Raw genomic sequence first — 23565 nt, forward strand, 5'->3', positions numbered from 1 at the left:
ACCTAGATGGACTTCAACCTGACTCCGGAACAACAGGCTTTTCAAGCCGCCGTGCGCCGTTTCGCCGAGCGCGAACTGCGGGACGGTGCGGTCGAGCGCGCCCATTCGGACGACTACCCCTGGGATATCGCCCGCAAGATGGCCGGGCAAGGCTTGTTGGGCATCACCGTGGCGGAACCGGACGGCGGCGTGGGCGGCTCGCTCATGGATGCCGTCATCGCCATCGAGACGGTGGCATCCGTGTGTCCGCGCAGCGCCGACGTCGTGCAAGCGGGCAATTTCGGGGCCATCCGCGTATTGGCCGAATATGGCAGCGCGCTGCAAAAACAGAAGTACCTGACCGCGCTGCTGGCGGGCGAAGGGCTGATCTCGGTCGGCATGACGGAGCCTGACGCCGGGTCGGCGGTGACCGAGCTGAAGACCAGCGCAACCCGTGCCGAGGGCGGCTGGCGCATCAATGGCACGAAGATCTTCACCACGCACGGGCCGCACGCCAGTGTGATCCTGACCTATGTGCGCTTCGGCCCGGGCACGGGAGGCATCGGTTCGGTGCTGATCGATACCAAGGCCACCGGGGTGAAACTGGGCAAGCGATCCGCCTTCATGTCGGGCGAGGAATGGGTTGAGATCTTCTTCGACGACGTGTTCGTGGCGGACGACATGGTGGTGCTGGGCGAGGGCGGATTCAAAAAGCAGATCGCGGGCTTCAACGTGGAACGTATCGGCAATACGGCGAGATCCCTGGCGCTGGGCCGCTATGCCTACGAAGAAGCGCGCAACTGGGCCATGCAGCGCAAGCAGTTCGGCCGGCTGCTTTGCGAATTCCAGGGCCTGCAATGGAAATTCGCGGATATGCGGATCAAGTTGGACGCGGCGCAGCTCCTGCTGTATCGGGCAGCCAGCGGCGCGGACACCGGTTTTCCGTCGGCCACGGACACCGCCATCGCCAAGGCCTATTGCAACCAGGTCGGGTTCGACGTTGCCAACGACGCCTTGCAGGTGCTGGGCGGTCTGGGCTACAGCCGGGAGTCGCTGGTGGAATATTGCGTGCGGCGTTGCCGCGGGTGGATGATTGCCGGCGGCTCTATCGAGATATTGAAGAACCGCATCGCGGAAGGCATATTCGAGCGGAGCTTTCCGCAGCGGCCACCCCGTTAAGCGTCACTCCGCGTGCACGGTGTTCAAGTTGAAGCTGCTGCCGTTCTGCACCATGCCGGCATGAAAGTCCCGGCTGAGCGCGGCCAGCGTCACCCCGGCAAACCGTTCCATCAGCAAGGCTTCGGCGTCTTCAAAGGCGCCGGACAGCGCTGTATTCACGGCAGCTTCGACCAGGCAGCCGGGCGCATCACTGCGGTTGCCCATGGCGAAGATCTCGGGGGAGCCCAAGGCTTCATAGATGTCGCGCAAGGTGACGTCGTTGAAATCGCACGAGATCGTCCAGCCGCCGCCATGCCCCTTTTCGGAATGCACCAGGCCTTGGTCGCGCAGCCCCGCCATGATCCGGCGAATGACGACCGGATTGGTCTGCATGACCCGGCCCAGGTCTTCAGAGGTCATGGGGCCGGGCGCTTCGGCCATGTGCAGCAGCACATGCAGCACGCCGGATAGTTTGCTGTCTCTTCTCATGCAACGCATCCTATTGCATGAGAAGGGATGGGGTCAAACGTGATGATGAACTACGTGCGCTTGGCGGACCAGCTGCCTTTGCCGGCCGCCGTGCCGCTCATGGTCTTGCCGTTGACTTCGCCGGTGTAGCGCACGCCATTGGCCACGAATGAAATCGCGGTGCCGTCCATGCGCGCATCGGAAATGTCGGCCGACCCTAATTTTCCCGAAAGCATCTGGTATTGCTGGGTCAGATGCAGCGTCTGGCCGCTGACGTCCCATTTGCCTTCCACCTTGGCCGGCACGATCCACAACAGTGCCGTGCAGTAAGTCGAGCAATCCTGCGTGATGGTTTCCGCCGCGTCCGGCTCCCAGTCCCCCATGCGGAAGGTATTGGAGACCACCCGGGTGCCGGGCGGCAGTTGGAGCAGGGTGGGCCGCAGCTTCTCGTTGATGGTGGTCAGCAGGAACATGGTGATCACGTCCGCTTTTGACAGGTCGGTCTGGAACAGGTCGGCCGCGATGAAGGTGGCCCGGTCTGAAACGCCTGCGCGCTGTGCGTTGCGGCGCGACAGTTCGACCAGATCCGGGTTGTATTCAATGCCTTGGGCGGTCAGGCCGCGCTGGGCGGCGGTGATCACGGTGCGGCCGTCGCCGGATCCCAGATCCATCAGCCGGTCTTGCGGCGTGACCTTGGCCATATCCAGCATCTTGTCCACCAGGGCCTGTGGGGTGGGCACCCAGATCACATCCTTGCCATCCTGGCCGACGTCCGGCACGTATTCCTTTGGGGTGGCGGGCTTTGCCGCAGGTTGCGCCGTTGCCATGGCGGCATACGCCAGGGACAAGGCCATGGCCGTACCCACCAGGGCGGCACGGATCCGAGGCGTCAAGAAAAGCAGGCGTTGCTGGCCGCTGCGAATCGGTGTGCGGCCGGAGTTTAGTGGCTGAGTCGTGGGTTGCATGATGGCTTCCTTGTGGGTCAGTACCAGTGATGACGCGCGGGCGCAGCGCCGCCCGCCGGGTAAAACACACGCTAGTCGGGCAATGTGGCAGGCTTGAGCAGGCGCAGCATGGGAATGCCGGCGGCCAGCACTGCCAGGCCGATCAGTGCGCCGGCGCCCGCGTAGACCGCGCTGGAATAGACCAAGCCGGCGCAGGTCAGCCCCAGCAGGAGTGGAGGCAGGGGATAGAGTGGGACGCGGAACGGGCGCGGACGGTCGGGATCCAGCTGGCGCAAACGCCATACCGACGCCGCCACCAACAGCATGAACAGCCAGAAGACCGGCGCGGTATAGGCCACCAGCGTTTGCACGCTGTTTTGGCTGAACGCACCCAGGCCCACCAGCACCAAGGTGATCGCGCCCTGCGCAAGCAGGGCGGCAACAGGCGTTTCATTGCGGGCGCTCCAGCCCGCCAGCGCGTGCAGTCGCGGCACGTCGCGGCCCAGGGCGTAATAGACGCGAGCGCCCGTGATGATGGTGCCGTTGATGGTGCTGAGCGCGGTGGCGCAGATGGTCAGGCTGAGCAACGCGGCGGCATAGGGGCCGGCGGCCAATTGCATGACGTCGGCTCCCAATGCGGGGGTGTCGCGCAGGCCTTGCAAGCCGAATATCTCCAGCAAGGCCAGGTTGGTCAGCACATAGGCGCCTGTCACGATCACCGTGCCGATCAGCAGCACCCGGCTCATGTTGCGGTCGGGATTGCGCAGTTCGCCGCTGAGATAGGCGGCTTCGTTCCAGCCGCCATACGTCAGCAACACGAACACCATGCCCATGCCCATCAAGCCCGCCGGGCTGCCGGCAAGCGGCGTGGGTGCCGCCGTTGCCAGCGCGTCGCCTGAGGCCGTCAGGCTGGCGGTCAGGACGGCCGCCAGCGCAGCCAGCGTCAATAGGGTGAAAACCCATTGCACTCGTTTGGAATAGCGCGTGCCGACGATGTTCAAGGCGGTCAGCGCCACAACCGAGATCGCCGCATGTATCGCCGGACCATAGGCGCCCAAGGGCATCAGGCGTTGCGCGTAATCGGCATAGATGTAGGCGACCACGGCGATGGCGCCGGTTTGGATCACGGTGCAACGCGCCCAGGCGAACATCAGACCCACTCGCGGCCCCCAGGCCCGGGTCAAGTACAGGTATTCTCCGCCCGCGCCCGGGTAGGCCGAGCCGAGTTCGGCGTAGCACAGCGCGCCGACCAGCATCACCAGGCCGCCCGCGCACCATAACGCGATATACATCGCCTCGGAGCCTGCGTGTTGCGCCACCAGGGGCGGAAATCCGAAGATGCCGATGCCGATCACCACGCCAACCAGCACCACGGTGGCGTCCATCACCGATAAGCCTGGCTGCGCCGCATGAGGCATACGAGTCGGTATCGCGGCGGCGCGCGGACGGATCAGTGTCATGGGGGCTCTCGGAGGGGCGGCGGGACACAGGCATGGCGCATGCCGGAGAAGGCGCCTGACAATAACCTGAACTATTAGCGACCCATCCGAGAGCAGAAAAGTTTCTTCGGGGTTTCCCTAGAAATAAAGGGGCATGACCGAATCCTCATGCCTCACTTTCATCTCTATATCACATTAAATAAGATCGATAACTTGATGATTATTAACAAATATTCATCTTGTATTAAAGTAATTTGTTTAAAGTGATTTATGAGAAGGCAGTGGCATCGAACATTGCGTTGCTGCCCCTATCGCTGACCGTCGTGAACGGACACCGCCTCTTTGGTCAGGCCGCCCAACCTTGAATTCACCCGCCCGCCAGTACCCATGACCAGGGCAAACAGGATCTCGCCCGCGCGCGGCGCATCCTGGATGCCGATTTCGATACTGTTGAAGTGGCTGCGCACATAGGAAGCGTGGATGTAATGCACGGGCACCATGATGCGGTAACCCGCCACCGCGACGGCCTTCACCGCCGGCACCATGGCCTTCGGTTCCCCTAGCACCGTGCGCATAGCCCAGCCCCCGGCTTCATGCCAGACGGCGCCATGCTCCATTTCACCGTCCAGCCCAACGATGGCGGCCTTGCTGTAGACCTCGATGTTGTCCTTGCCTAGCGTCTCCACCAGTTCGGTGGCCAACAATGTGCCCAGTGTGCGCAATTCGGCCATGAACGGCATCAGATCCTGTTCGTAGCGGCCCGCGTAGGGGTTCTTGATGACGGCGCAGGACGCCGCCAGCTTCAACGGCCGCTCGGGGGCGGGGCCGTTTTCATGAAATGTGGTTTCAACAATCAAGCTACGCTTGCGGATTTCAATCAACGACATGGGATTCTCGATAGAGGGGATGAGTGGGGTTGGGTCATTGCGGCGGAATACCGGTTTCTTTGACGATGGCCGCCCATTTGCCGATCTCGGCGACAACGAACGCGCCGAATTCCGCAGGGCTTTGCCGTTTCACCGTCAGACCTTGGCGGGCATAGGTTTCCTGCAATTCCTGATTCGCCAGGGCGTAGTCCAGTGAACGCGCCAGCCGGTCAGCCACTGGCTGCGGCAAGCCAGCCGGCCCCATCAGGCCAAACCAGACGGTCAGGTTGAAGCCCGGCGCACCACTTTCGTTCAAGGTGGGGATGTCAGGCGCCAGGGCGAAGCGGTCTGGCGTGCTGACGCCGTAGGTCTTGACCTTGCCCGCGCGGGCTTGCTGCAAGCCATTGGCCAAATCCGTGAACGTCAGGTCAACCGTACCGCCGATGACGTCGGTCAAGGCTTGCGGGCCACCGCGATACGGCACCGCAGTGACCGTGATATCGCCCATCGCCGCCAGCTTGGCGCCGAATACCTGGGCGCTGCCCGATCCATAGGCGTAGGTTAGTTTGCCGGGGTGCTGGCGGCCATAGGCGAAGAGTTCTCCCACGTTGGAACCCGCTACCTTGGGCGAGCCGACCAGCAGGTATGGTGTTTCGGCCACGGCGCCAATGGGCGCAAGGTCTGTCGCCGGGTTGTAAGGCAGGTCCTTGAACAGGCTGACCCCGCTTGCCGCCGTGGACACGCCGACCACGACCAGCGTATAGCCGTCGGGCTTGGCACGGGCTACGTCATGTGTGCCGATGATGCCGTTGGCGCCCGGCTTGTTCTCGACGACAACGGGCTGGCCCAAGTCGGCGGCCATGTGTTTTCCCAAACTACGGGCGACCACATCGGTGATGCTGCCGGGCGGGAAGGGGACGACCATACGGATGGGATGGTCGGGGAAGGTCGGTGCGGCAATCGTCGGGGCGGTCGCGGTCAGCCCCAGCGCCAAGGCGATGGCGGCGGCAGTGTGATGCATGGTGTTGTCTCCCTTGTGGCGGGTGTGCCTGGTTTTGTTATCGATGCGCTGCTGGGCGCATTAATCGGCGTCGTGCCGTGTTTCCAGATAGCGGTAGATCTCCGTGTTGTCCGAGGTGGCGGGCAGGGTGTCTTGCGCCTGCCGCCACAGGGTCGTGCAAAGCGACAACTGCGGAGCGGCCACGCCGGCCAGTTGTTGCAGGCTGTCGGCCGTGCGGAGATCTTTGGCCATCAAAGCCAGGGCAAAGCCGCCATTGAAGGTGCGCGGCACGATGAATTGCGCCAACTTGGTTTCGGTGGCGACGTTGCGGCCGCTCGATGCGTTCAATACCTGCGTAAAGATCGCGGGGTCCAGATCCATGCCCTGGGCAATCAACATGGCTTCGCTGGCGGCCAGCAGGCCGGCCGCATAGACATAGTTGTTCAGTGCTTTCATGGCGTGGGCGGAACCCACCGGACCCGTGTGGATCGTCGTGGCGCCCATGCGCGACAGGATCGGCCGCACGCGCTCAAGATCGCTGGCGGCGCCGCCCGCCATGATGGCCAAGGTGCCACTGGCGGCCTTGGCCACCGCGCCGGACACTGGCGCGTCGATCAAGGTGATGCCGGCTTCGTGCAGCAGCGGCGCTAGCCGCAGCGTGTCGGCGGGGTGCGACGAGCCCATGTCGATCAGCGTTGCCCCGCGTGCCAACAAGGCAGCCAAACCGGGCGCGTCCGGCGAGCCCTCGATGACGGCATTGGTGACCGTGCTGTTGGGCAACATCGTGATGACCACCTCGCAGCCCGCCAGGTCGGCCAGGCTGGCGGCAGGCAGCAGCGTGCGGCCCCAGGCCGGATGGGTCTTCAAGCGATCCAGCCTTTGCGGATCACGGTCGTAGGCATGGATGCGGAAGGCCTCCGCGCCCGCCAGATTCTCAAGCATCGGCAAGCCCATCATTCCCAAGCCGATGAATCCCAATTTCAACGTCATGCAATCCCTTTATCGAAACGGCCGGAGCAACCTCCAGCGGCGACTCTGGATGCTACCGATGCGTTGGGATTTCCTCCTATGCTAAGTTGACCAGGGGATATAACCATTGATTATTGGAATGGCACGATGCGGTTCAAATTGAGGCAGATGGAGGTGTTTCGGGCGGTGATGCTGACGGGGTCCATGAACGGGGCGGCAAAGTTGCTATTCGTGTCGCAACCTGCTGTCAGCCGCTTGATCGCCCATACCGAGCAGAGCCTGGGCCTGCAATTGTTTGCCCGGGACAAGGGCAAGCTCACGCCCACGCCTGAAGCGCATCGCTTATTCGAGGAAGTGGGTCCGCTATTCGAGGAAGCCCTGCGCATCGACGACTTTGCGCGGGATTTGGCGGTACGGCCGGAAGGGGCGCTGACCTTATGTTCCAGCCCTAGTCTGGGGCTGAATTTCCTGCCCCCGGTGATGGCGCGGTACCTGGAGCGCTATCCGAACGTCCGGTTGAAATACCACACGACGCTGTTGGCGGACATGGCGCACGAACTATTGGGCCGCAAGGCCGAATTGGCGGTGTCAGTGCTGCCCATAGACCACCCCAATCTGATCGTCGAACCCTTCGCCACGGGGCAAATGGTCTGCATTGTGCCCACCGGGCATCCGCTTGCCACGCAAACCAATGTCGGGCTGGCGGAATTGGCCGCCTACCGCCTGATTCTGTATAGCCGCAATATCCCCTTTGGCCAATTGGTCGCCGCGGCGTTCCAGCGGGCGGGCGTCGCCTGGAACGCCTCGGTTGACATCGTGCGCGCCGAACTGGCTTGCGCACTGGTGCGAGCAGGGGCGGGCGTGGCGATCGTGGATCAGTTCTCGGTCGGGCAAGAGGGGTGGCCCGGCGTGGTCGTGCGGCCATTGCGCGAATCGATCCCGCTGGCGTTGAGCCTGGTGCGGTCACGCTTCGATGCCCCCAGCCGGCATGTGCAGCGCTTCGTGCGCATACTCAAGGACCACGCGCGTGACCTACCCCCTTTGACCCCGGAGCAAGACCCGCCGCGCGACTAGCCCGCGAGTTGCCTGCATAGTTCGGCGGCGTACTCCTGCCCATTGCGCATCCGTAGATACTCGGCATAGCGCTGACGATAGACAGGATTGAACGTGTCCAGCCGTTGTCGGCCGCGGAAGAGTTCCTCCATGCCGGCACGTTTCCAGATAAGCGTATCCGCCCGGACTTCGGCACGGGTCTTCATGCCTTTTTCCTGCATGTCACGGTATGCCGCCAGGCTTGCCGGCGGGGCTTGGCAGGTGGACAACATGCCCGCTGCGGGGCCCGGCGACGCCGCGGAAGGCAGGGGCTGCGCCTGAGCGGTTGCCCCGAAGGCGGTCAGGGCCATGGCGAGAAATAGAGAGCTAGGGATCATTGTCATGGCAGTCACCGGTTGGAGTTGGGTTGGGCGCGTTCAAGCTCAAGGGCCTGTTGGTACTCTGGACCCGAGCGCATCCGCACGTATTCGGCGTAGCGGGTGCGGTAGTCCAGGCCAAAGACATCAGGCTCCAGTTCACCGCGGTGCAGCTCGGTCAGGCCGGCCTGGGTCCAGAGCCTGAGATCGGCGCGGACCTCGGCGCGGGTTTTGGACGACGGGGCATAGACCTGGGGCGGATAAGCCTGTTCGCCGTAGGTGACAAGACCCTGCGCTTTGGCTTGCTGCAATTCGGCGGCCACCTGTTCCCGCGTCATGGGCTCGGCGTAGAGCACGGGGGCTGCCGCGACGAGCGAGACGGCAAGCGCCAGCTGAATCGATAGGCGTGAAGTGGGGCGGTTCATAGTGACTCCTTGAAACGTAGTAGGCGTACCAAGAAGTCTAGAGAGGGGCCCCCGACAGAATGCGAACCGGCAGATTAGTTTTCTGTAATGTCGCGTGCGGAGGCGTCCGCCTGCGTGCTGGCGATACTGAAACCGATCGTGGTCGACCGGCCTTCGGATTGCGCGAAGCTGCTTCCGCCATGCATGCGGGCAATCGCCGCCACGATGGCCAATCCCAAACCATGATGGTCGCCATCGAAGGCGCGCGCCTCGTCTGTTCGGTAGAAGCGGTGGAACAGGCGCGGCAAGTGCTCGGCGGGTATGGGTTCCCCTGCATTGCGCACGGCGATCCGTACCTCGCGTCCGTCACCGGCGGCAACACTGATATCGATCACGCTGCCCCTGTCGGCATAGCGAACCGCATTGGAGAGCAGGTTCGACACGGCCCGCTGGAAAAGTGTGCGATCAATGGCGGCAACGGCTTTGCCGATGACGCGAATCTGAAGCCCGGACTCCAAGCCTTCGGCCTCGTGGTACTGGGCGACTTCACGCAAGACGTCGGCCAGATCGCCGTTCCACGTCGTTCTGGCCTGCGCACCCCGGTCGGCCTGGGACAGGAACAGCATGTCGTTGACGATGCTGGACAAGCGGTGCAGCTCTTCAAGATTGGACCCCAGGATCTCGCGCAGCGCGTCCTGCGATGGGCGGGTCTTCAGCGCCAGCTCGGTTTCACCGATCAGGGTGGCTAGCGGCGTGCGCATTTCGTGCGCCACGTCGGCATTGAAGCCTTCCATCTGGACATAGGCGCGTTCCAGCCGCTGCAACACCGCGTTGAACTGGCGCACCAGCGGCCGGATTTCATCGGCTTGGCCGCTGACATCCAGCCGTTCGCCAATACGATCCGGCGATAGCATCGCAGCCTGCTTGGCCAGCGCATCCAAGGGAGCCAGCCCCCGGCGCACCAGCATCGTGGCCACCGCGGCGGCCACGATGGCGCCCACCAGGGCACAGCCGAACAAGGTCCAGGCCAAGGCGCGGCGCAAGCGCATGTCGGACGAAATATCCAACACCAGTTCCGCATTCATCGAGTCGCCGGGCGCGCTGGGGTGGGGCAGCGAAAACGTGATGCGACGATCGTGGTCAAAGTCCTGGTCATCGCCAATCGGACTTCCATAGACGACACGCTCGCCATCGATCTGTAGCACCAGCGCGAAATCCGGCCGGCCGTAGAAGAAATCGTCCAGCTTGTGCCGCAGGCGGGACGAATCGCCACTATCGCGATTTTCGTCAACCAGGTGGCGGATGACCTCCACCTTCTGCTGAATCAAGGCGTCCTGGCGGGAACGCAGATTGAGATTGGTGGCGTAGTAGACGGCGATGCACACCAGCCCCAAGGCGATGAAGGTCTGGATCGCCAGCCAGCGCGACAGCCAGCGGCGCAGCGATCGGGGGCGTCTTGCAACCATTACTCGCCCCGGGCTTCCAGCACGTAGCCCATGCCACGCACGGTATGCACCAGTTTCTTCTCGAAGGGATCGTCAACCTTGCCGCGCAGGCGGCGCACCGCCACCTCAACCACGTTGGTGTTGCTGTTGAAATTGATGTCCCACACCTGTTCAGCCAGTTCCAGGCGCGACAGGACTTCGCCCTGTTTGCGCATCAATAGCGCCAATAGCGTGAATTCCTTGGCGGTCAGGTCCAGGCGCACGCCATCGCGCGAGGCGCGGCGGCGCAACAGGTCTAGCTCCAGCCCGTCCACGCGCAACAGGTTCTGGCTGCCGGCCTCTGAATGTTGATGGCCGCTGCGCCGCCCCAGGGCCAACACCCGGGCCAGCAGTTCAGACAGCGCGAAGGGTTTGACCAGGTAGTCGTCGGCGCCGTCGCGCAGCCCCTTGACCCGGTCTTCGATCTTGTCCCGGGCGGTCAACATCAGGACAGGGGTCCGGGCGACCCTCCGGATTTCCCGCAGCACGGAAAACCCGTCCATGCCCGGCAGCATCACGTCCAGCAGGATCAGGTCATACAGGCCTTCGCGGGCCAGATGCAGGCCGTTGACGCCGTCATGCGCCACGTCGACCACGTAATTGTGTTCGGTCAGTGCCCGCCGCAGATATTCGGCCAGCTTTTTCTCGTCTTCGATTACCAGAACTTTCATGGGGGCCAGGAAGGAAGAAGCGGTGGCGGCAGCGCCATGCCGAAATCGCCCGCCCGCACGGGCAGGCGCGCAAGCGAGCGGGAGGCCCTAAGGGGCATCCGTGCCGATTTTACGGCGCAATTGCATTGAAAAAGCGGGACGGCCGCAAGAAGGGCGGCCGTCCCGCTCAGGCGAGGGGGTAATCAGCCCGGCGTGTAGATATCCGCCAGGCGGGCGCGTTCAGCGGGCGTGACGGCTTCAGCCTCGGCCAACACGTCGGCGCGGGTGCGTGAGGTGCCTTGCTTGGCCCAGGCGGGCTTTTGCAGGTTGCGGTAGGTCAGAAACCATTGGCGCTTGTCGGACTTTGCCTCGGCCAGCTCGGCCACCACCTGCTCGCGCGACTTGCCGGCGGTAGCGTGTTCGGGGGCGATGGCGTAACCGATTTCCGTATCGGTCTGGTGCCAGACGTTGTTGGCGCTGGCCAGGGCAGGCATGCCGATCAAGGCGGTCAAAGCGACGGTAGCGGCGATGCGGGTCTTCATCAGGAATCTCCTCAGTGCGTGGGTAGGGCGGGTGGCGCTTGCCAGGCCCGCGCCTACACGCTGTTTGTGAAACGGTGGAGACACTTTACGAATTCAAGTTCGTCAATTCGCAAACACCCTGATTACGAATTCGTAATCCCGCGAACCTTACGGAATTGTCATGTGACGGTCGAGATTTTGACGAGGCCGCCTCGATACAGTGCCGGCACACCCATCCTCTTCGTCCCCGCCTGGCATTGCCGCAGGCTGTCTTCGTTGGTTGAACCATGCGTTTATCTGTCTTACCGCTTGCCGCGGCGGCCCTAGCCGTGGCGTTTGCGCTGCCTGCCCGCACGCAGGCCCAGGCGCTGACCCTGGAACGCGCCATGTCCGCCGCGTTCGATAACAACCCGGGCTACGCCGCCGCGCGCAACGAGGCTGCCGCCAGCGAGGGTCAACTGACCCAGGCCGGCGTGCTGCCCAACCCGTCATTGGAAGTCAGTGTTGACGACACCCAGAAAGCCACCCGCACCACGACCACGATGTTGAGCGTGCCGATCGAAACGGGTGGCAAGCGCGGCGCCCGCATCAAAGCGGCCGGGCTGTCCCGCGATATCGCGCAGCGTGACCTGTCGGCTGCACGCGCCGGCCTGCGATCGGCGGTGATTGCCGCATTCTTCGACACGGCCGTGGCACAGGAAGCCGTGCGCGTGGCGCGCGGCAACATCGATATCGCCAACGGCGCATTGCGCCTGGCCGACAGGCGGGTGGCCGCGGGCAAGGCGCCGCCACTGGAAAGCAGCAAGGCGCAGGTGGCACTGGCCAATGCGCGCATCGAAGCCCGCGCGGCGGATACCGCCCTGGAAAGCGCCCGCCGCAAGCTCGGCTTGCTATGGGGTACCGCTACGCCTGACTTCAACAGCGTCGACGGCAACCTGGATGCCTTGCCCAAACGAGGGTCGCTCGACGAATTGAACGCGGCATTGGGCGAAGCGCCGCAGATGCAAAGCGGACGATTGGCCGTTGACCTTGGTCGAGCGCAGCTGGAAGTGGAGAAGAGCAAGCGCTATCCCGATATCACGCTTAGCGCCGGGGTGGCTCGCGACAACGAGGCTGGCCGCAACAAAGCGCAGTTGGGCGTATCGATCCCGCTGCCGCTGTTCGACCGCAATCAAGGCAACGTCTATACGGCCACGATGCAAGCCTACAAGGCGCAAGACACCTATCGTGAACTGTCGGCGCGCTTGTCGGGCGACCTGCTGCAAGCCGTGTCGCAGTTTGATCTGGCGGTGGGAGCGGCGCGGGAATACCGGGGCGCCGTGCTTCCCGGTGCGGTCCAGGCGTATGACGCTGCCCGCAAGGGATTTGAAGCCGGCAAGTTCGGGTTCCTGGAAGTGCTGGACGCCCAGCGCACGCTGTCCCAGGGAAATATCGCCTACCTGACGGCACTGGCCTCGGCCTACCAGGCCTCCGCGGAAATCGACCGCATTCTTGGACGTTGAAAAGAACCTTAGACATGGCAAAGCATCGAATCGAATCCGCTCGCGCCCAGAAAGCGCTGGTTATCGCCGTCTTGTCCGGCTTGCTGCTGGCGCCCACTGGCGGCGCATGGGCGGCGGAATCCGCCAGCGAAACCGGGCATGCGCACAGCGCGGGCGCAACCGAAGAGGGTGGGCATGGCACCTCCGCGCCCGCCGAATCAGGCCCCAATGGCGGCGAGATGACCCGCAGCGGCAGCCGAGCCGTGGAATTGCTGCTAAGCGAAGATGGCGGCCAGCCGCGTCTGAGGCTCTGGGCCTACGACGGTGCCAAGGCCGTCTCGGCCGATACCCTGCGTGTCACCGCCACCGTCAAACGCCCCAACGGCGACACGCAGCGCCTGTCGTTCAAGCGGGACAAGGATGCCCTGGTCAGCGTGGAAACCATCGGGGAACCCCATTTTCTTGAAGTGGATACCGAAGTGGTGATGAACGGCGCCGGGGAACCGGTGCATGCCGTCCTGGAGAAGGACGAAGGGAAGATCGCGCTGTCCGCTGAACAGATCTCGGTGGCGGGCATCAAGACCGCGGCGGCCGCGCCGGCCGCGCTAGCCAGATCCGCGGCTTTCCCTGGCGAGATCAAGTTCAACGCCGACCGCACCGCACACGTGGTGCCGCGCATGGCAGGGGTGGTGGAAAGCGTATCCGCCGACCTGGGCCAGCAAGTCAAGAAAGGCGAACTGCTGGCCACCGTGTCAAGCGCCGGGTTGTCCGAATTGCGCAGCGAATGGCTGGCGGCCGTGAAGCGGCGCGATCTGGCCACGCAGAACCACCAGCGTGAACGCCGTCTATGGCAAGAGAAGGTCTCGGCGGAGCAAGACTATCAGCAGGCGCGAACTGCCCTGGAAGAAGCCCGGATCGCCGTGCAGAACGCGGAACAAAAGCTGCGCACGGCCGGCGCCTCGCCGCAGTCCAAGGACCTGGGCATTCTTGAAATCCGGGCGCCGTTTGACGGCGTGATCGTGGAAAAACACATTGCGCTGGGCGAGGCGCTGGCGGACACCGCCAGCATCTTCACGCTGTCGGACATGCGCACCGTCTGGGCGGAATTCGTGATCGCGCCGAAGGATCTGCAAGACGTCAGGGTAGGGGAACAGGCCCGCGTCACGTCCGCGGCCTTCGCGGAAACGGCGGACGGCAAGGTGTCGTACATCGGCTCGTTGCTGGGCCAGCAGACCCGCACGGCCACGGCCCGGGTCACGCTTGAGAATCCGGATATGGCGTGGCGTCCGGGGCTGTTCGTGTCGGTCAACGTCGTCGTCCAGACGTCCGAGGCGTCGGTGGCGGTGGCCGCCGACGCGGTGCAGACGCTGGAAGACGGCCCGGCGGTATTCATTGAAGTGCCCGGCGGCTTTCTGGCACAACCCGTCACGCTGGGCAAGCAATCGGACGATCAGGTAGAGGTGCTGGCCGGCCTGAAGCCCGGTACGCGATACGTGACCGCCAATGCGTTCGTCCTGAAATCCGAGCTGGGCAAAGCCAGCGCCGACCACGCGCATTGAGCCGGAGCCAAGCATGTTTGAACGCCTTATCCGTTTTGCCATTGAACAGCGCTGGCTGGTGCTGTTCGTCACCCTGGGCATGGCCGCCATCGGCGTCTATAACTATTCCAAACTGGCGATCGACGCCGTGCCTGACATCACCAACGTCCAGGTGCAGATCAACGTCGGGGCGCCCGGCTATTCGCCGCTGGAGACCGAGCAGCGCATTACCTACCCGATCGAGACGGTCATGGCGGGCCTGCCCGGCCTGCAACAGACCCGCTCCACATCACGCTACGGCCTGTCGCAAGTCACCGTCATTTTCAAGGATGGCACCGACATCTATTTCGCCCGCCAGTTGGTGAATCAGCGGCTGCAAGAGGCCAAGGAAAGCCTGCCGGAAGGCGTGACGCCGACCATGGGCCCGATCTCGTCCGGGCTGGGCGAAATCTACCTCTGGACGGTGGAAGCCGATCCGGGCGCCCGCAAGGAAGACGGCACGCCCTATACCCCGACCGACCTGCGAGAGATCCAGGACTGGGTCATCAAGCCGCAGTTGCGCAATCTGGCCGGCGTCACCGAGATCAATTCCATCGGCGGCTACGCCAAGGAATACCAGGTGGCCCCCAGCACCGAGCGGCTGGCGTCCTATGGCCTGACGTTGACGGACGTCATGACGGCGCTGGAGCGCAATAACGCCAACGTGGGCGCCGGGTACATCGAGCGCAACGGCGAACAATACTTGATCCGCGCCCCGGGCCAGGTCCGTTCGATCGACGACATCAAAGACGTCGTTCTGACGTCGGTGCAAGGGCAGGCCATCCGCATCCGCGACATCGCGGACGTCGGCATCGGGCGCGAACTGCGCACGGGGGCCGCCACCGACAACGGCCAAGAGGTCGTGCTGGGCACGGTCTTCATGCTGATCGGCGAAAACAGCCGCAGCGTGTCCCAGGCGGTGTCGGCCAGGCTGGAGACGATCAATAAATCATTGCCGGAAGGCGTGAAGGCCGTGACGGTCTATGACCGCACCAACCTGATCGACAAGGCCATCACGACGGTCAAGAAGAACCTGCTGGAAGGCGCGGCACTGGTCATCGTCATCCTGTTTGTCTTCCTGGGCAACATCCGGGCGGCGCTGATCACCGCGATGATCATCCCCTTGTCGATGCTGTTCACCTTCACCGGCATGGTCGCCTACAAGGTCAGCGCCAACCTGATGAGCCTGGGCGCGCTGGACTTCGGCATCATCGTGGACGGGGCGGTGGTGATCGTCGAGAACTGCGTGCGGCGTCTGAGCCACGCCCAGGAACACCACCGCAGGCCGCTGACGCGAACCGAGCGGTTTCATGAAGTGTTCGCGGCAGCGCGTGAAGCCCGCCGGCCGTTGCTGTTCGGCCAACTGATCATCATGGTCGTGTACCTGCCGATCTTCGCGCTTAGCGGGGTGGAAGGGCGCATGTTCCATCCGATGGCGCTGACCGTGGTGCTGGCGCTGCTGGGGGCCATGATCCTGTCGGTGACGTTCGTGCCGGCAGCGGTGGCGCTATTCATGGGCAACAAGGTATCCGAAAAGGAAAACCGCCTGATGCTGTGGGCCAAGCGCCGTTATGAGCCGTTGCTGGAAACCGCGCTGCGCCGCACGCCGATGATCCTGGTGGGCGCGACGCTGTTCGTGGTCTTGAGCGGCGTGCTGGCGTCACGCCTGGGCAGTGAATTCATCCCCAACCTGAACGAAGGCGACATGGCGATCCAGGCGCTGCGCATCCCGGGCACCAGCCTGACGCAATCGGTCGAGATGCAAAAGCAGATCGAGAAGCGCCTGAAGGATAAATTCCCCGAAATCGAACGTGTATTCGCCCGTACCGGCACGGCCGAGATTGCCTCGGACGCCATGCCGCCCAGTATTTCGGACGGCTACATCATGTTGAAGCCCGTCGACCAGTGGCCCACGCCGCGCAAGACGCATGCCGAGCTGCTGGCGGCGATCCAGGCGGAAGCGGCGCAGGTGCCCGGGAACAACTACGAATTCTCGCAACCCATCCAGCTGCGCTTCAACGAATTGATATCCGGCGTGCGCAGCGACGTGGCGGTGAAGGTCTTCGGCGATGACAACGACGTGCTGAACAAGACAGCCGCCGAAATCGCGGAAGTGCTGCAAAAAGTGCCCGGCGCGTCCGAGGTCAAGGTCGAGCAAACCACGGGGCTGCCCATGCTGACGGTCAATATCGACCGGGCACGCGCGGCGCGTTACGGGCTTAGCCTGACCGATGTGCAGGACACCATCGCCATCGCGGTTGGCGGACGCGAGGCGGGCACGTTCTTCCAGGGCGACCGGCGCTTCGACATCGTGGTGCGTCTGCCGGAATCGGTGCGAGAGAACCTGGCGGCGCTGCGCAAACTGCCGGTGGCGCTGCCCAAGACGGAAGGGCAGACACAAACCGCCTACATCCCGCTAAGCGAAGTGGCCTCGTTCGACCTGGCGCCCGGACCCAATCAGATCTCGCGCGAGGATGGCAAGCGGCGCATTGTCGTCAGCGCCAACGTGCGCGGCCGGGATCTGGGGTCTTTCGTCGCCGATGCGTCGGCGGCCATTGGAGAACAAGTCAAGGTTCCGTCTGGATACTGGACGTCCTGGGGCGGCACGTTTGAACAACTACAGTCGGCGGTCAAGCGGTTGCAGATCGTGGTGCCGGCGGCGTTGCTGCTGGTGTTTGCGCTGCTGTTCGCCATGTTTGGGAACGTCAAGGACGGCCTGGTGGTCTTCACCGGCATTCCGTTCGCCTTGACGGGCGGCGTGATCGCGCTGTGGATGCGCGGCATTCCGCTATCGATCACGGCGGCCGTCGGCTTCATCGCCTTGTGCGGCGTGGCCGTGCTGAACGGGCTGGTGATGCTGTCCTTCATCAGTTCGCTGCGCGACGAAGGCAAAACCATCGACCAGGCGGTGCGCATTGGCGCCTTGACCCGCTTGCGTCCGGTGCTGATGACCGCGCTGGTTGCGTCGCTGGGGTTCGTCCCCATGGCCATCGCCACGGGGACGGGTGCCGAAGTGCAGCGCCCGCTGGCCACGGTGGTGATCGGCGGCATTATTTCATCCACCATTCTGACGCTGCTGGTGTTGCCAGCGCTGTATCGGCTGGTACATCGGCGGGACCCGGAGGAAGAGGAGCTCGCTCATGCGAAAACTTGATCCCGCGGCGCGCTTGCCGTCGCTCTCGGTCATCATTCCGTTTCTCAATGAACGGGACGTTCTGCCGCTTTGCCTGGCCCGTGTGCGCCGCGTGCTTGATGGCTTGGGCCTGCCGTACCAGATCGTCCTGGTCGACGACGGCAGCCGTGACGGCAGCGCGGAGTATCTGCAAAGCCTGCTGGGCACGGAGCCGTGCCTGAAGCTGGTTCGGCTAAGCCGCAACTTCGGCAAGGAAGCGGCGATGACTGCCGGCATTGCCCATGCCGAAGGCGAGGCGGTGATCCTGCTGGATGCCGACCTACAGGACCCGCCGGAGCTGATTCCCCAGATGGTGCGCGCCTGGCAGGAGGGTGCGGACGTCGTTTGCATGCGCCGGCGCAGCCGGGCAGGGGAAACCTGGTTGAAGCGCGCATCCGCGTATGTGTACTACCGGCTGCTGAACCGGCTGAGCCGCGCCGCGATCCCCGCCGACACCGGCGATTTCCGCCTGATGAGCCGGAAGGCGGTGCAAGCCTTGCTGCAATTGCCGGAACGCAGCCGCTATATGAAAGGGCTGTACGCCTGGATCGGCATGCCGACCCGCATCCTGGATTACGACCGGGCCCCGCGCGCGGCGGGCACCACCAAATGGAACTACTTCGCCTTGTTCCGCTTGGCGATGGAAGGCATTACCTCGTTCTCGACGGCGCCATTGCGATGGGCCACCGGAGTAGGGGCCATCGCGGCACTGCTGGGCGGCCTGTTCGGCGCGGCCATCATCTTCAAGACCCTGATGTACGGGGACGATGTGGCCGGGTACCCGTCGCTGATGGCGACCATCACCTTCATGAGCGGCGTGCAACTCCTGACCATCGGCCTGCTGGGCGAATATGTCGGCAAGACCTATCTGGAGGCCAAGCAGCGGCCCGTGTACCTGGTGCGCGACGTGCACAGCAGCCGCGTCCCGCAAGCACACGATCCGCTGCCGGGATCCCCACGCAAGGCGCGTACTCATGCGTTTGACCGCTAAGGCCGTCTTTGCCGTCCTGCTGGCGGTCCTGGGCATCCGCCTGTTGGCGATGATGTTGATGCCCTTCGCCGACACCTCGGAGCCCCGTTATGCGGAGATAGCCAGGATCATGGCGGCATCCGGCGACTGGATCACGCCCTGGTTTGCACCGGGCGAGCCGTTCTGGGGCAAGCCTCCCTTGGCTTTCTGGGCTCAGGCGCTGTCGGGCGCGCTGTTCGGCATGCGGGAAATAAGCCTGCGCCTGCCATCGTTGCTGGCGATGCTGGGCATGCTGGCGATCCTGCATCAATTGGGCCGCCGCCTGTACACCGAGCAAGCGGCGCGTTGGGCCGTGTTGGTATTCAGCACCATGCTGCTGCCGCTGGTGGCGGCGGGTGCCGTGCTGACGGACGCATTCCTGGCCCTGGGCATCACACTGGGCATGGCCTCGTTCATTCTGGCGCCCCAAGCGCGGTCTGGCTTCTGGAGATATGGCTTCTTCGTTGGACTGGCCATCGGGTTTCTGTCCAAGGGGCCGCTGGCCGGGGTGCTGATGGCGGGCGCCATCGTGCCCTGGATGCTCTGGCAGGGCAATGCCGCGCGCCATCTGCGCGCCTTGCCTTGGGTCGGCGGAACGGCGCTGACATTGGGGCTGACGCTGCCGTGGTACTTGCTGGCGGAATGGAAGACTCCTGGCTTCCTGGCGTATTTCATTGTGGGCGAGCATGTCCTGCGCTTCATCGATCCGGGGTGGGCGGGTGATCGCTACGGCACGGCACACAGCCGGCCTTACGGCGCGATCTGGCTGGATTGGGCGATGGCAATGCTGCCATGGAGTCCAGTGGGACTTTGGCTGCTCTTGCGCCAGGGAATCGATGGCGCGCTGGCAGCGCGGATTCGGGTGTTCAGGCGCTCGCCCGCGTCGACCTACCTGTTTGCCTGGGCCGTCGCGACGCCTGCGTTCTTCACCTTGTCCGGCAACATTCTTTGGACCTATGTGCTGCCCGCGCTGCCGCCCGTGGCGTTAGGCATCGGCGTGGGCATCAGCCGCCTGGAGGCGTTGGCGCCGCGCCGCGTGGTCCTGGCTTGCCTGCTGGTGGTGCCCATCGCCGCCGTCGTGCTGGGAACCCTGTCCATCGTGCAGCCCAACCGGTTCAAGACGGAAAAGCAGCTGGTCGCCCAGGCGGCGAACGCGATGCAGGCGGGGGAGCCGCTTTACTTTGTGGACAGCCGCCCGTTTTCGGCACGTTTCTACTCCCAAGGCAGGGCCGGGTTGGTGGCGAAGGAAGGCTTGGCTGCGGTGTTGCCGGGCAAGGATGAGCGTGTGCTGCTGGCGGTCGAGAAGGGCGATCTGGCAGATATCCGAAACCGCGTTCCAGGCCCGATCACACCGCTTTACACCAGCCGTCGATACGTGTTGCTGAGCATATCAGGGACAGTTCATCCTTAAGGCAAGCCGCCAATTTTGCTAACTTGGCAACAAAATTGGCGCCTATTTACTTGCAAATGGATCCTATTTATACTCCCGGCCGGAGTCGGACCTAGTCCGACTTTTGCGTCATTGACTCTTGCTGCTTCCTGGTCGCACTGAGGATGACCGCCAATCGTGGTGACGCCTCAATAGGCGCTGGGAGAAGAGCAAGATGGCCATGGCCACAATTCAGAACACGCGGGCACGTTTCCCGCTGAACCGCCGTGCAGCGGCCATTGCTGCCGCGCTGGCCGCGCTGTCCGGCATGGCCCATGCGCAAACGGCGGCGCCAGCGGCCACCGGAGACGCGGGGGAACTCGCCGCCGTGACCGTGACGGGCGACTGGCTGGGCACGCCCACCGAAGAAAAAGTGTTGTCGCATCCGGGCGCGCGTACCGTCGTGGATCAACAACAGATCGAGGAAAGCGGGTCCAGCAGCGTGCGCGACGTATTGCGCCAGATTCCGGGTGTGCAGGTGCAAGACAGCAACGGCACCGGCGGCAGCGATGTGTCGCTGAACGTGGGCGTGCGCGGCCTGACCTCGCGCTTGTCGCCACGGTCCACCATCTTGATGGACGGCGTGCCGATGGCCTACGCGCCTTATGGCCAACCGCAGTTGTCGCTGGCGCCCGTGTCGCTGGGCAACCTGGAATCGGTTGATGTCGTGCGTGGCGCCGGTTCGGTGCGCTACGGCCCGCAGAACGTGGGCGGCATCATCAACTTCGTCACCCGCCAGATTCCGAAGGACTTCACGACCAGCCTGAACGTCGGCAGCGAAATCTACAGCCACGGCGGCAACGTCAAGACCACGCCCAGTCTCTTCGTGGGCGGCACCACCGACCAGGGTCTGGGCGGCGCGCTGCTGTATTCCGGCACCCATGGCGACGGCTACCGGTCCAGCAATGATTCGACCGACATCGACGACGTGATCCTGAAGGGCGCGTACCGCTTTTCGGCGACCGACGACGTGGCGGTTTCCTTGCATCATTTTGAAGGCAAGGGCCGGATGCCCGGCGGTTTGACCACGGCGCAGTACTCGGAAGATCCCTTCCAATCCACCCGGCAGTACGACCAATTCACCGGCCGCCGCACGGACGGTTCGCTGAAGTACACGCACAATGACGGCGTTAACAACTTCGAAGTGCTGACCTATTACGTGGATTCGTTCCGGGGCAGCTATATCGAACAGGGGGGCACCGGCGCCACGGCCAATCAGTTCCGATTGACGACCGCACCCCGCAGCTATCATTATTTCGGCTTCGAGCCCCGTTACTCGCGCCTGTTCGACTCCGGTTCCTTCGTGCAGGAAATCAGCGTTGGTTACCGCTATCTGAAGGAAAGCAGTTCGGAAGTGGCGGGGCGCACGGCCTACTACAACCCCGCAGCCGGCGGTGATGCATTCGACCTGAACATGCCGACTTATCAGACCAGCAATGGCGGCACCACCGCCCATGCTTTCTACATTGATGACCGCATCGACATCGGCAAATGGACCATCACGCCCGGCGTGCGCTTTGAAAGCATCAGCACCTACAACGATGTGACCAACTTCAACACGGCAACCGGCGCAGTGACCAGCGCCTTGTCGCCGTCGATCGATTCGCGCGTGACCTTGCCCACGCTGTCGGTGCTGTACCGCGTGGACGACAAGTGGTCCGTATTCGCCAACGCGGGCAAATCGTTCGGCCCGCAGCAATACAGCCAGTTGGCATCCACCACCGAAGGCCTGCATCCCGAAACCGCCAAGACCTATGAAATCGGCACGCACTTCGCCGGCCAGGCCTGGAGCGGCGAACTTACCCTGTTCAACATCGATTTCGACAAGGAATTGCAGTTGACGCGCTCGATCGTGGGCGAGGGGATGTGGACCGATTTGGGTGCGACCCGCCACCGCGGCGTGGAATCCGCCTTGCGCTATGACCTGGGCGATCTCAGCGACGCCTTGCGCGGCCTGTCGGTGTATGCCACCTACACATACACCCAGGCCATCGCCAAGGCCGGCGCCTTCGAGGGCCGGGACTTGCCGCTGTATTCGCGCCAGGTAGCCTCGGTCGGCGCCCGCTACGCCGTGCAGCGCTGGACCTTCAATGCAGACGTATTCGCGCAGTCCAAGCAGCGGTCGCCCGGCTCTCCGGACGCCGGCGCCGGCTACGTCACCGACGAAGACGCCAGCGGACGCCTGGGCGACATCCCCGGCTTTGCCACCGTGGCCTTGCGTGCAGGCTATGACTTCGGCCGTGACATGAACAACCTGAAACTGGCCGTGGGCGTGAAGAACCTGTTTGACCGTCGCTATTTCACGCGCTCCACCGACAACAACGGCGGTAAGTTCGTGGGCCAGCCGCGCACGATCTACATGCAGGCGTCGGTGGCGTTCTAAGCATGTCGCGCCTGCTGTTGGCCGGATCCTCCTTGTGAAAGGCCTGCGCGGTGTGTGGTTGCGGGTCCACCGCTGGCTGGCGCTCAGCGCCGGATGGATCTTGCTGTTCTCGGGCCTGTCCGGCGCGGCGCTCGTCGTCACGCCAGCCCTGGACCGATGGGCGAACCCGCAGCTTTTCCAGGCCCGGACCCATCTGGCCTCCGGCCAGGCGGGCGTGGCGCTGGAGTCTGTGCTGCGGTCGGCCAGACAGGAATTCGGCGACGGCGCGAACCTGGTGTTCCGGCCGGCCCGTGGCCCTGGCGAAACCCTTGAGGTCCGGGTGCGCGGCGGCTGGCGCGGCACGCTGTACCTGGATCCGGCGACAGGCGCCGAGCAGGGCCGGCGCGGAGAAACCGAGGGGGCCGCCAATGTGCTGTTCAAGCTGCATAGCGCGCTTTACCTGGACGGTACCGGCAAGGCCATCCTGGCCTGGGTGGCGCTGGCCTACCTGTTCCTCTTGATCACTGGCTTGATCCTGTGGTGGCCGCGCCATTGGGCGAAAGGCTGGAACATCGCGCTGAACAAAGGCCTGCTGCGTTCGCTGTTCGACTTGCACCGGGTGGGCGGCGCCACGCTGGGCCTGCTGATCGCGGTATCCGTCGCCAGCGGGGCCTACATGGCATGGCGTCCACTGGGCGCGGCAGTGACGTGGGTAAGCGGCTCCACCCCGGTCAAGGCGCCGAAGTTGCCACCGGCCACGGCGGAAGTTTCGCCGGACGCGCAGGCGGGCCAGGCGCTGTCACTGGACCAGCTTGCGGCGAAGGCGGTGGCCCAGTTCCAGGAGCCTGCGCCCATTGGCTATATCGTGGTTCCGCCGCACGCCAATGCGCCCACCCGTTTTCGCATGATGCTGGGTGATGATCCGCATCCCAACGGCATGAGCTCCGTCTGGATCGACCCGCGCACGGCGCAAGTGCTGGCGGTGCAACGCTGGAACACCCTGGACCCGGGCGCCCGGGCAACGGCCGTGATCTATCCGCTGCACACGGGCGAACTGGGTGGTCTGGCGCTGGAAATCGCGGTGGCCATCGGCGGGCTGACGCTGGGTGGCCTGGGCATCAGTGGCGTCTGGCTATGGTGGCGGCGACGCTCCATCAAGCGGGGAACAATCCAGCCACGCATGCGCCAGGGCCGCGATCGCGCCAGGTGACGCTCGCCTGAGGCGGGAATACTATTTGCTGATC

The 23565-nt window shown here is 64.0% G+C and carries 20 protein-coding genes; 9 read left to right on the plus strand and 11 right to left on the minus strand.

Annotation, left to right across the window (positions count from 1 at the left end; all coding sequences use genetic code 11):
• Positions 1-6 precede the first annotated feature (6 nt).
• Positions 7-1158, plus strand: coding sequence for an acyl-CoA dehydrogenase family protein (locus HV753_RS02775; protein ID WP_175172888.1), 1152 nt, complete (start codon positions 7-9; stop codon positions 1156-1158).
• Between the two features lie 3 nt (positions 1159-1161).
• Here the strand turns inward: HV753_RS02775 and HV753_RS02780 are convergent, their stop codons facing one another.
• The 6 genes from HV753_RS02780 to HV753_RS02805 form a co-directional block, all read right to left on the minus strand.
• Positions 1162-1626, minus strand: coding sequence for an Rrf2 family transcriptional regulator (locus tag HV753_RS02780; protein ID WP_175172889.1), 465 nt, complete (start codon positions 1624-1626; stop codon positions 1162-1164).
• A 50-nt stretch (positions 1627-1676) separates the two neighbouring features.
• The gene (locus HV753_RS02785; protein ID WP_246288131.1) at positions 1677-2570 is read right to left on the minus strand and encodes an SAM-dependent methyltransferase; all 894 of its coding nucleotides are present in this window, start codon (positions 2568-2570) and stop codon (positions 1677-1679) included.
• A 71-nt stretch (positions 2571-2641) separates the two neighbouring features.
• Positions 2642-3967, minus strand: coding sequence for an APC family permease (locus HV753_RS02790; RefSeq protein ID WP_175173649.1), 1326 nt, complete (start codon positions 3965-3967; stop codon positions 2642-2644).
• 329 nt (positions 3968-4296) lie between these two features.
• A complete protein-coding gene (locus tag HV753_RS02795) occupies positions 4297-4875 on the minus strand; it encodes an amino acid synthesis family protein (protein ID WP_175172890.1) in 579 nt (192 codons plus the stop codon).
• A gap of 34 nt (positions 4876-4909) precedes the next feature.
• Positions 4910-5875: a Bug family tripartite tricarboxylate transporter substrate binding protein gene (locus HV753_RS02800; RefSeq protein ID WP_175172891.1), complete on the minus strand. Its 966-nt coding sequence runs from the start codon at positions 5873-5875 to the stop codon at positions 4910-4912.
• A gap of 60 nt (positions 5876-5935) precedes the next feature.
• Positions 5936-6844 (minus strand): NAD(P)-dependent oxidoreductase, encoded by a 909-nt coding sequence (locus HV753_RS02805; RefSeq protein WP_175172892.1) that lies wholly within the window; start codon positions 6842-6844, stop codon positions 5936-5938.
• A 126-nt stretch (positions 6845-6970) separates the two neighbouring features.
• On the opposite strand from HV753_RS02805, the gene HV753_RS02810 reads away from it, so the two are divergent.
• On the plus strand, positions 6971-7897 hold the full coding sequence (locus tag HV753_RS02810) for a LysR family transcriptional regulator (protein ID WP_175172893.1): 927 nt from the start codon (positions 6971-6973) through the stop codon (positions 7895-7897).
• Here HV753_RS02810 and HV753_RS31140 read toward each other — a convergent pair.
• The 5 genes from HV753_RS31140 to HV753_RS02835 form a co-directional block, all read right to left on the minus strand.
• Complete coding sequence (locus HV753_RS31140) at positions 7894-8259, minus strand: hypothetical protein (RefSeq protein WP_217481426.1); 366 nt, start codon at positions 8257-8259, stop codon at positions 7894-7896. The two genes, HV753_RS02810 and HV753_RS31140, sit on opposite strands and share 4 nt — an antisense overlap.
• Positions 8260-8264: 5 nt before the next feature.
• Positions 8265-8657: a DUF4148 domain-containing protein gene (locus HV753_RS02820; RefSeq protein WP_175172894.1), complete on the minus strand. Its 393-nt coding sequence runs from the start codon at positions 8655-8657 to the stop codon at positions 8265-8267.
• Between the two features lie 74 nt (positions 8658-8731).
• Positions 8732-10102 carry a heavy metal sensor histidine kinase gene (locus HV753_RS02825; protein ID WP_175172895.1) on the minus strand — a complete coding sequence of 457 codons (1371 nt, stop codon included), beginning with the start codon at positions 10100-10102 and terminating at the stop codon, positions 8732-8734.
• Complete coding sequence (locus tag HV753_RS02830; protein WP_175172896.1) at positions 10102-10791, minus strand: heavy metal response regulator transcription factor; 690 nt, start codon at positions 10789-10791, stop codon at positions 10102-10104. Before HV753_RS02830 ends, HV753_RS02825 begins: the two co-directional genes overlap by 1 nt.
• Before the next feature lie 182 nt (positions 10792-10973).
• Positions 10974-11312 (minus strand): DUF4148 domain-containing protein, encoded by a 339-nt coding sequence (locus HV753_RS02835; protein WP_175172897.1) that lies wholly within the window; start codon positions 11310-11312, stop codon positions 10974-10976.
• Between the two features lie 266 nt (positions 11313-11578).
• On the opposite strand from HV753_RS02835, the gene HV753_RS02840 reads away from it, so the two are divergent.
• From HV753_RS02840 to HV753_RS02870, 7 genes are all read left to right on the plus strand, one after another.
• The gene (locus HV753_RS02840) at positions 11579-12793 is read left to right on the plus strand and encodes a TolC family protein (protein ID WP_175172898.1); all 1215 of its coding nucleotides are present in this window, start codon (positions 11579-11581) and stop codon (positions 12791-12793) included.
• Positions 12794-12807: 14 nt separating this feature from the next.
• Positions 12808-14331, plus strand: a complete 1524-nt coding sequence (locus tag HV753_RS02845; RefSeq protein ID WP_175172899.1) for an efflux RND transporter periplasmic adaptor subunit — start codon at positions 12808-12810, stop codon at positions 14329-14331.
• A 13-nt stretch (positions 14332-14344) separates the two neighbouring features.
• A complete protein-coding gene (locus tag HV753_RS02850; RefSeq protein WP_175172900.1) occupies positions 14345-17503 on the plus strand; it encodes a CusA/CzcA family heavy metal efflux RND transporter in 3159 nt (1052 codons plus the stop codon).
• A complete protein-coding gene (locus tag HV753_RS02855) occupies positions 17490-18512 on the plus strand; it encodes a glycosyltransferase family 2 protein (protein ID WP_175172901.1) in 1023 nt (340 codons plus the stop codon). The genes HV753_RS02850 and HV753_RS02855 overlap by 14 nt, the downstream gene beginning before the upstream one ends.
• Positions 18496-19941 (plus strand): ArnT family glycosyltransferase, encoded by a 1446-nt coding sequence (locus HV753_RS02860; protein WP_175172902.1) that lies wholly within the window; start codon positions 18496-18498, stop codon positions 19939-19941. The genes HV753_RS02855 and HV753_RS02860 overlap by 17 nt, the downstream gene beginning before the upstream one ends.
• A gap of 199 nt (positions 19942-20140) precedes the next feature.
• Positions 20141-22342 carry a TonB-dependent receptor family protein gene (locus HV753_RS02865; RefSeq protein ID WP_217481427.1) on the plus strand — a complete coding sequence of 734 codons (2202 nt, stop codon included), beginning with the start codon at positions 20141-20143 and terminating at the stop codon, positions 22340-22342.
• 34 nt (positions 22343-22376) lie between these two features.
• Positions 22377-23531: a PepSY-associated TM helix domain-containing protein gene (locus HV753_RS02870; protein WP_175172904.1), complete on the plus strand. Its 1155-nt coding sequence runs from the start codon at positions 22377-22379 to the stop codon at positions 23529-23531.
• Positions 23532-23565: the final 34 nt, after the last annotated feature.

This window comes from Achromobacter pestifer, assembly GCF_902859625.1.
Classification (GTDB): domain Bacteria; phylum Pseudomonadota; class Gammaproteobacteria; order Burkholderiales; family Burkholderiaceae_B; genus Achromobacter; species Achromobacter pestifer.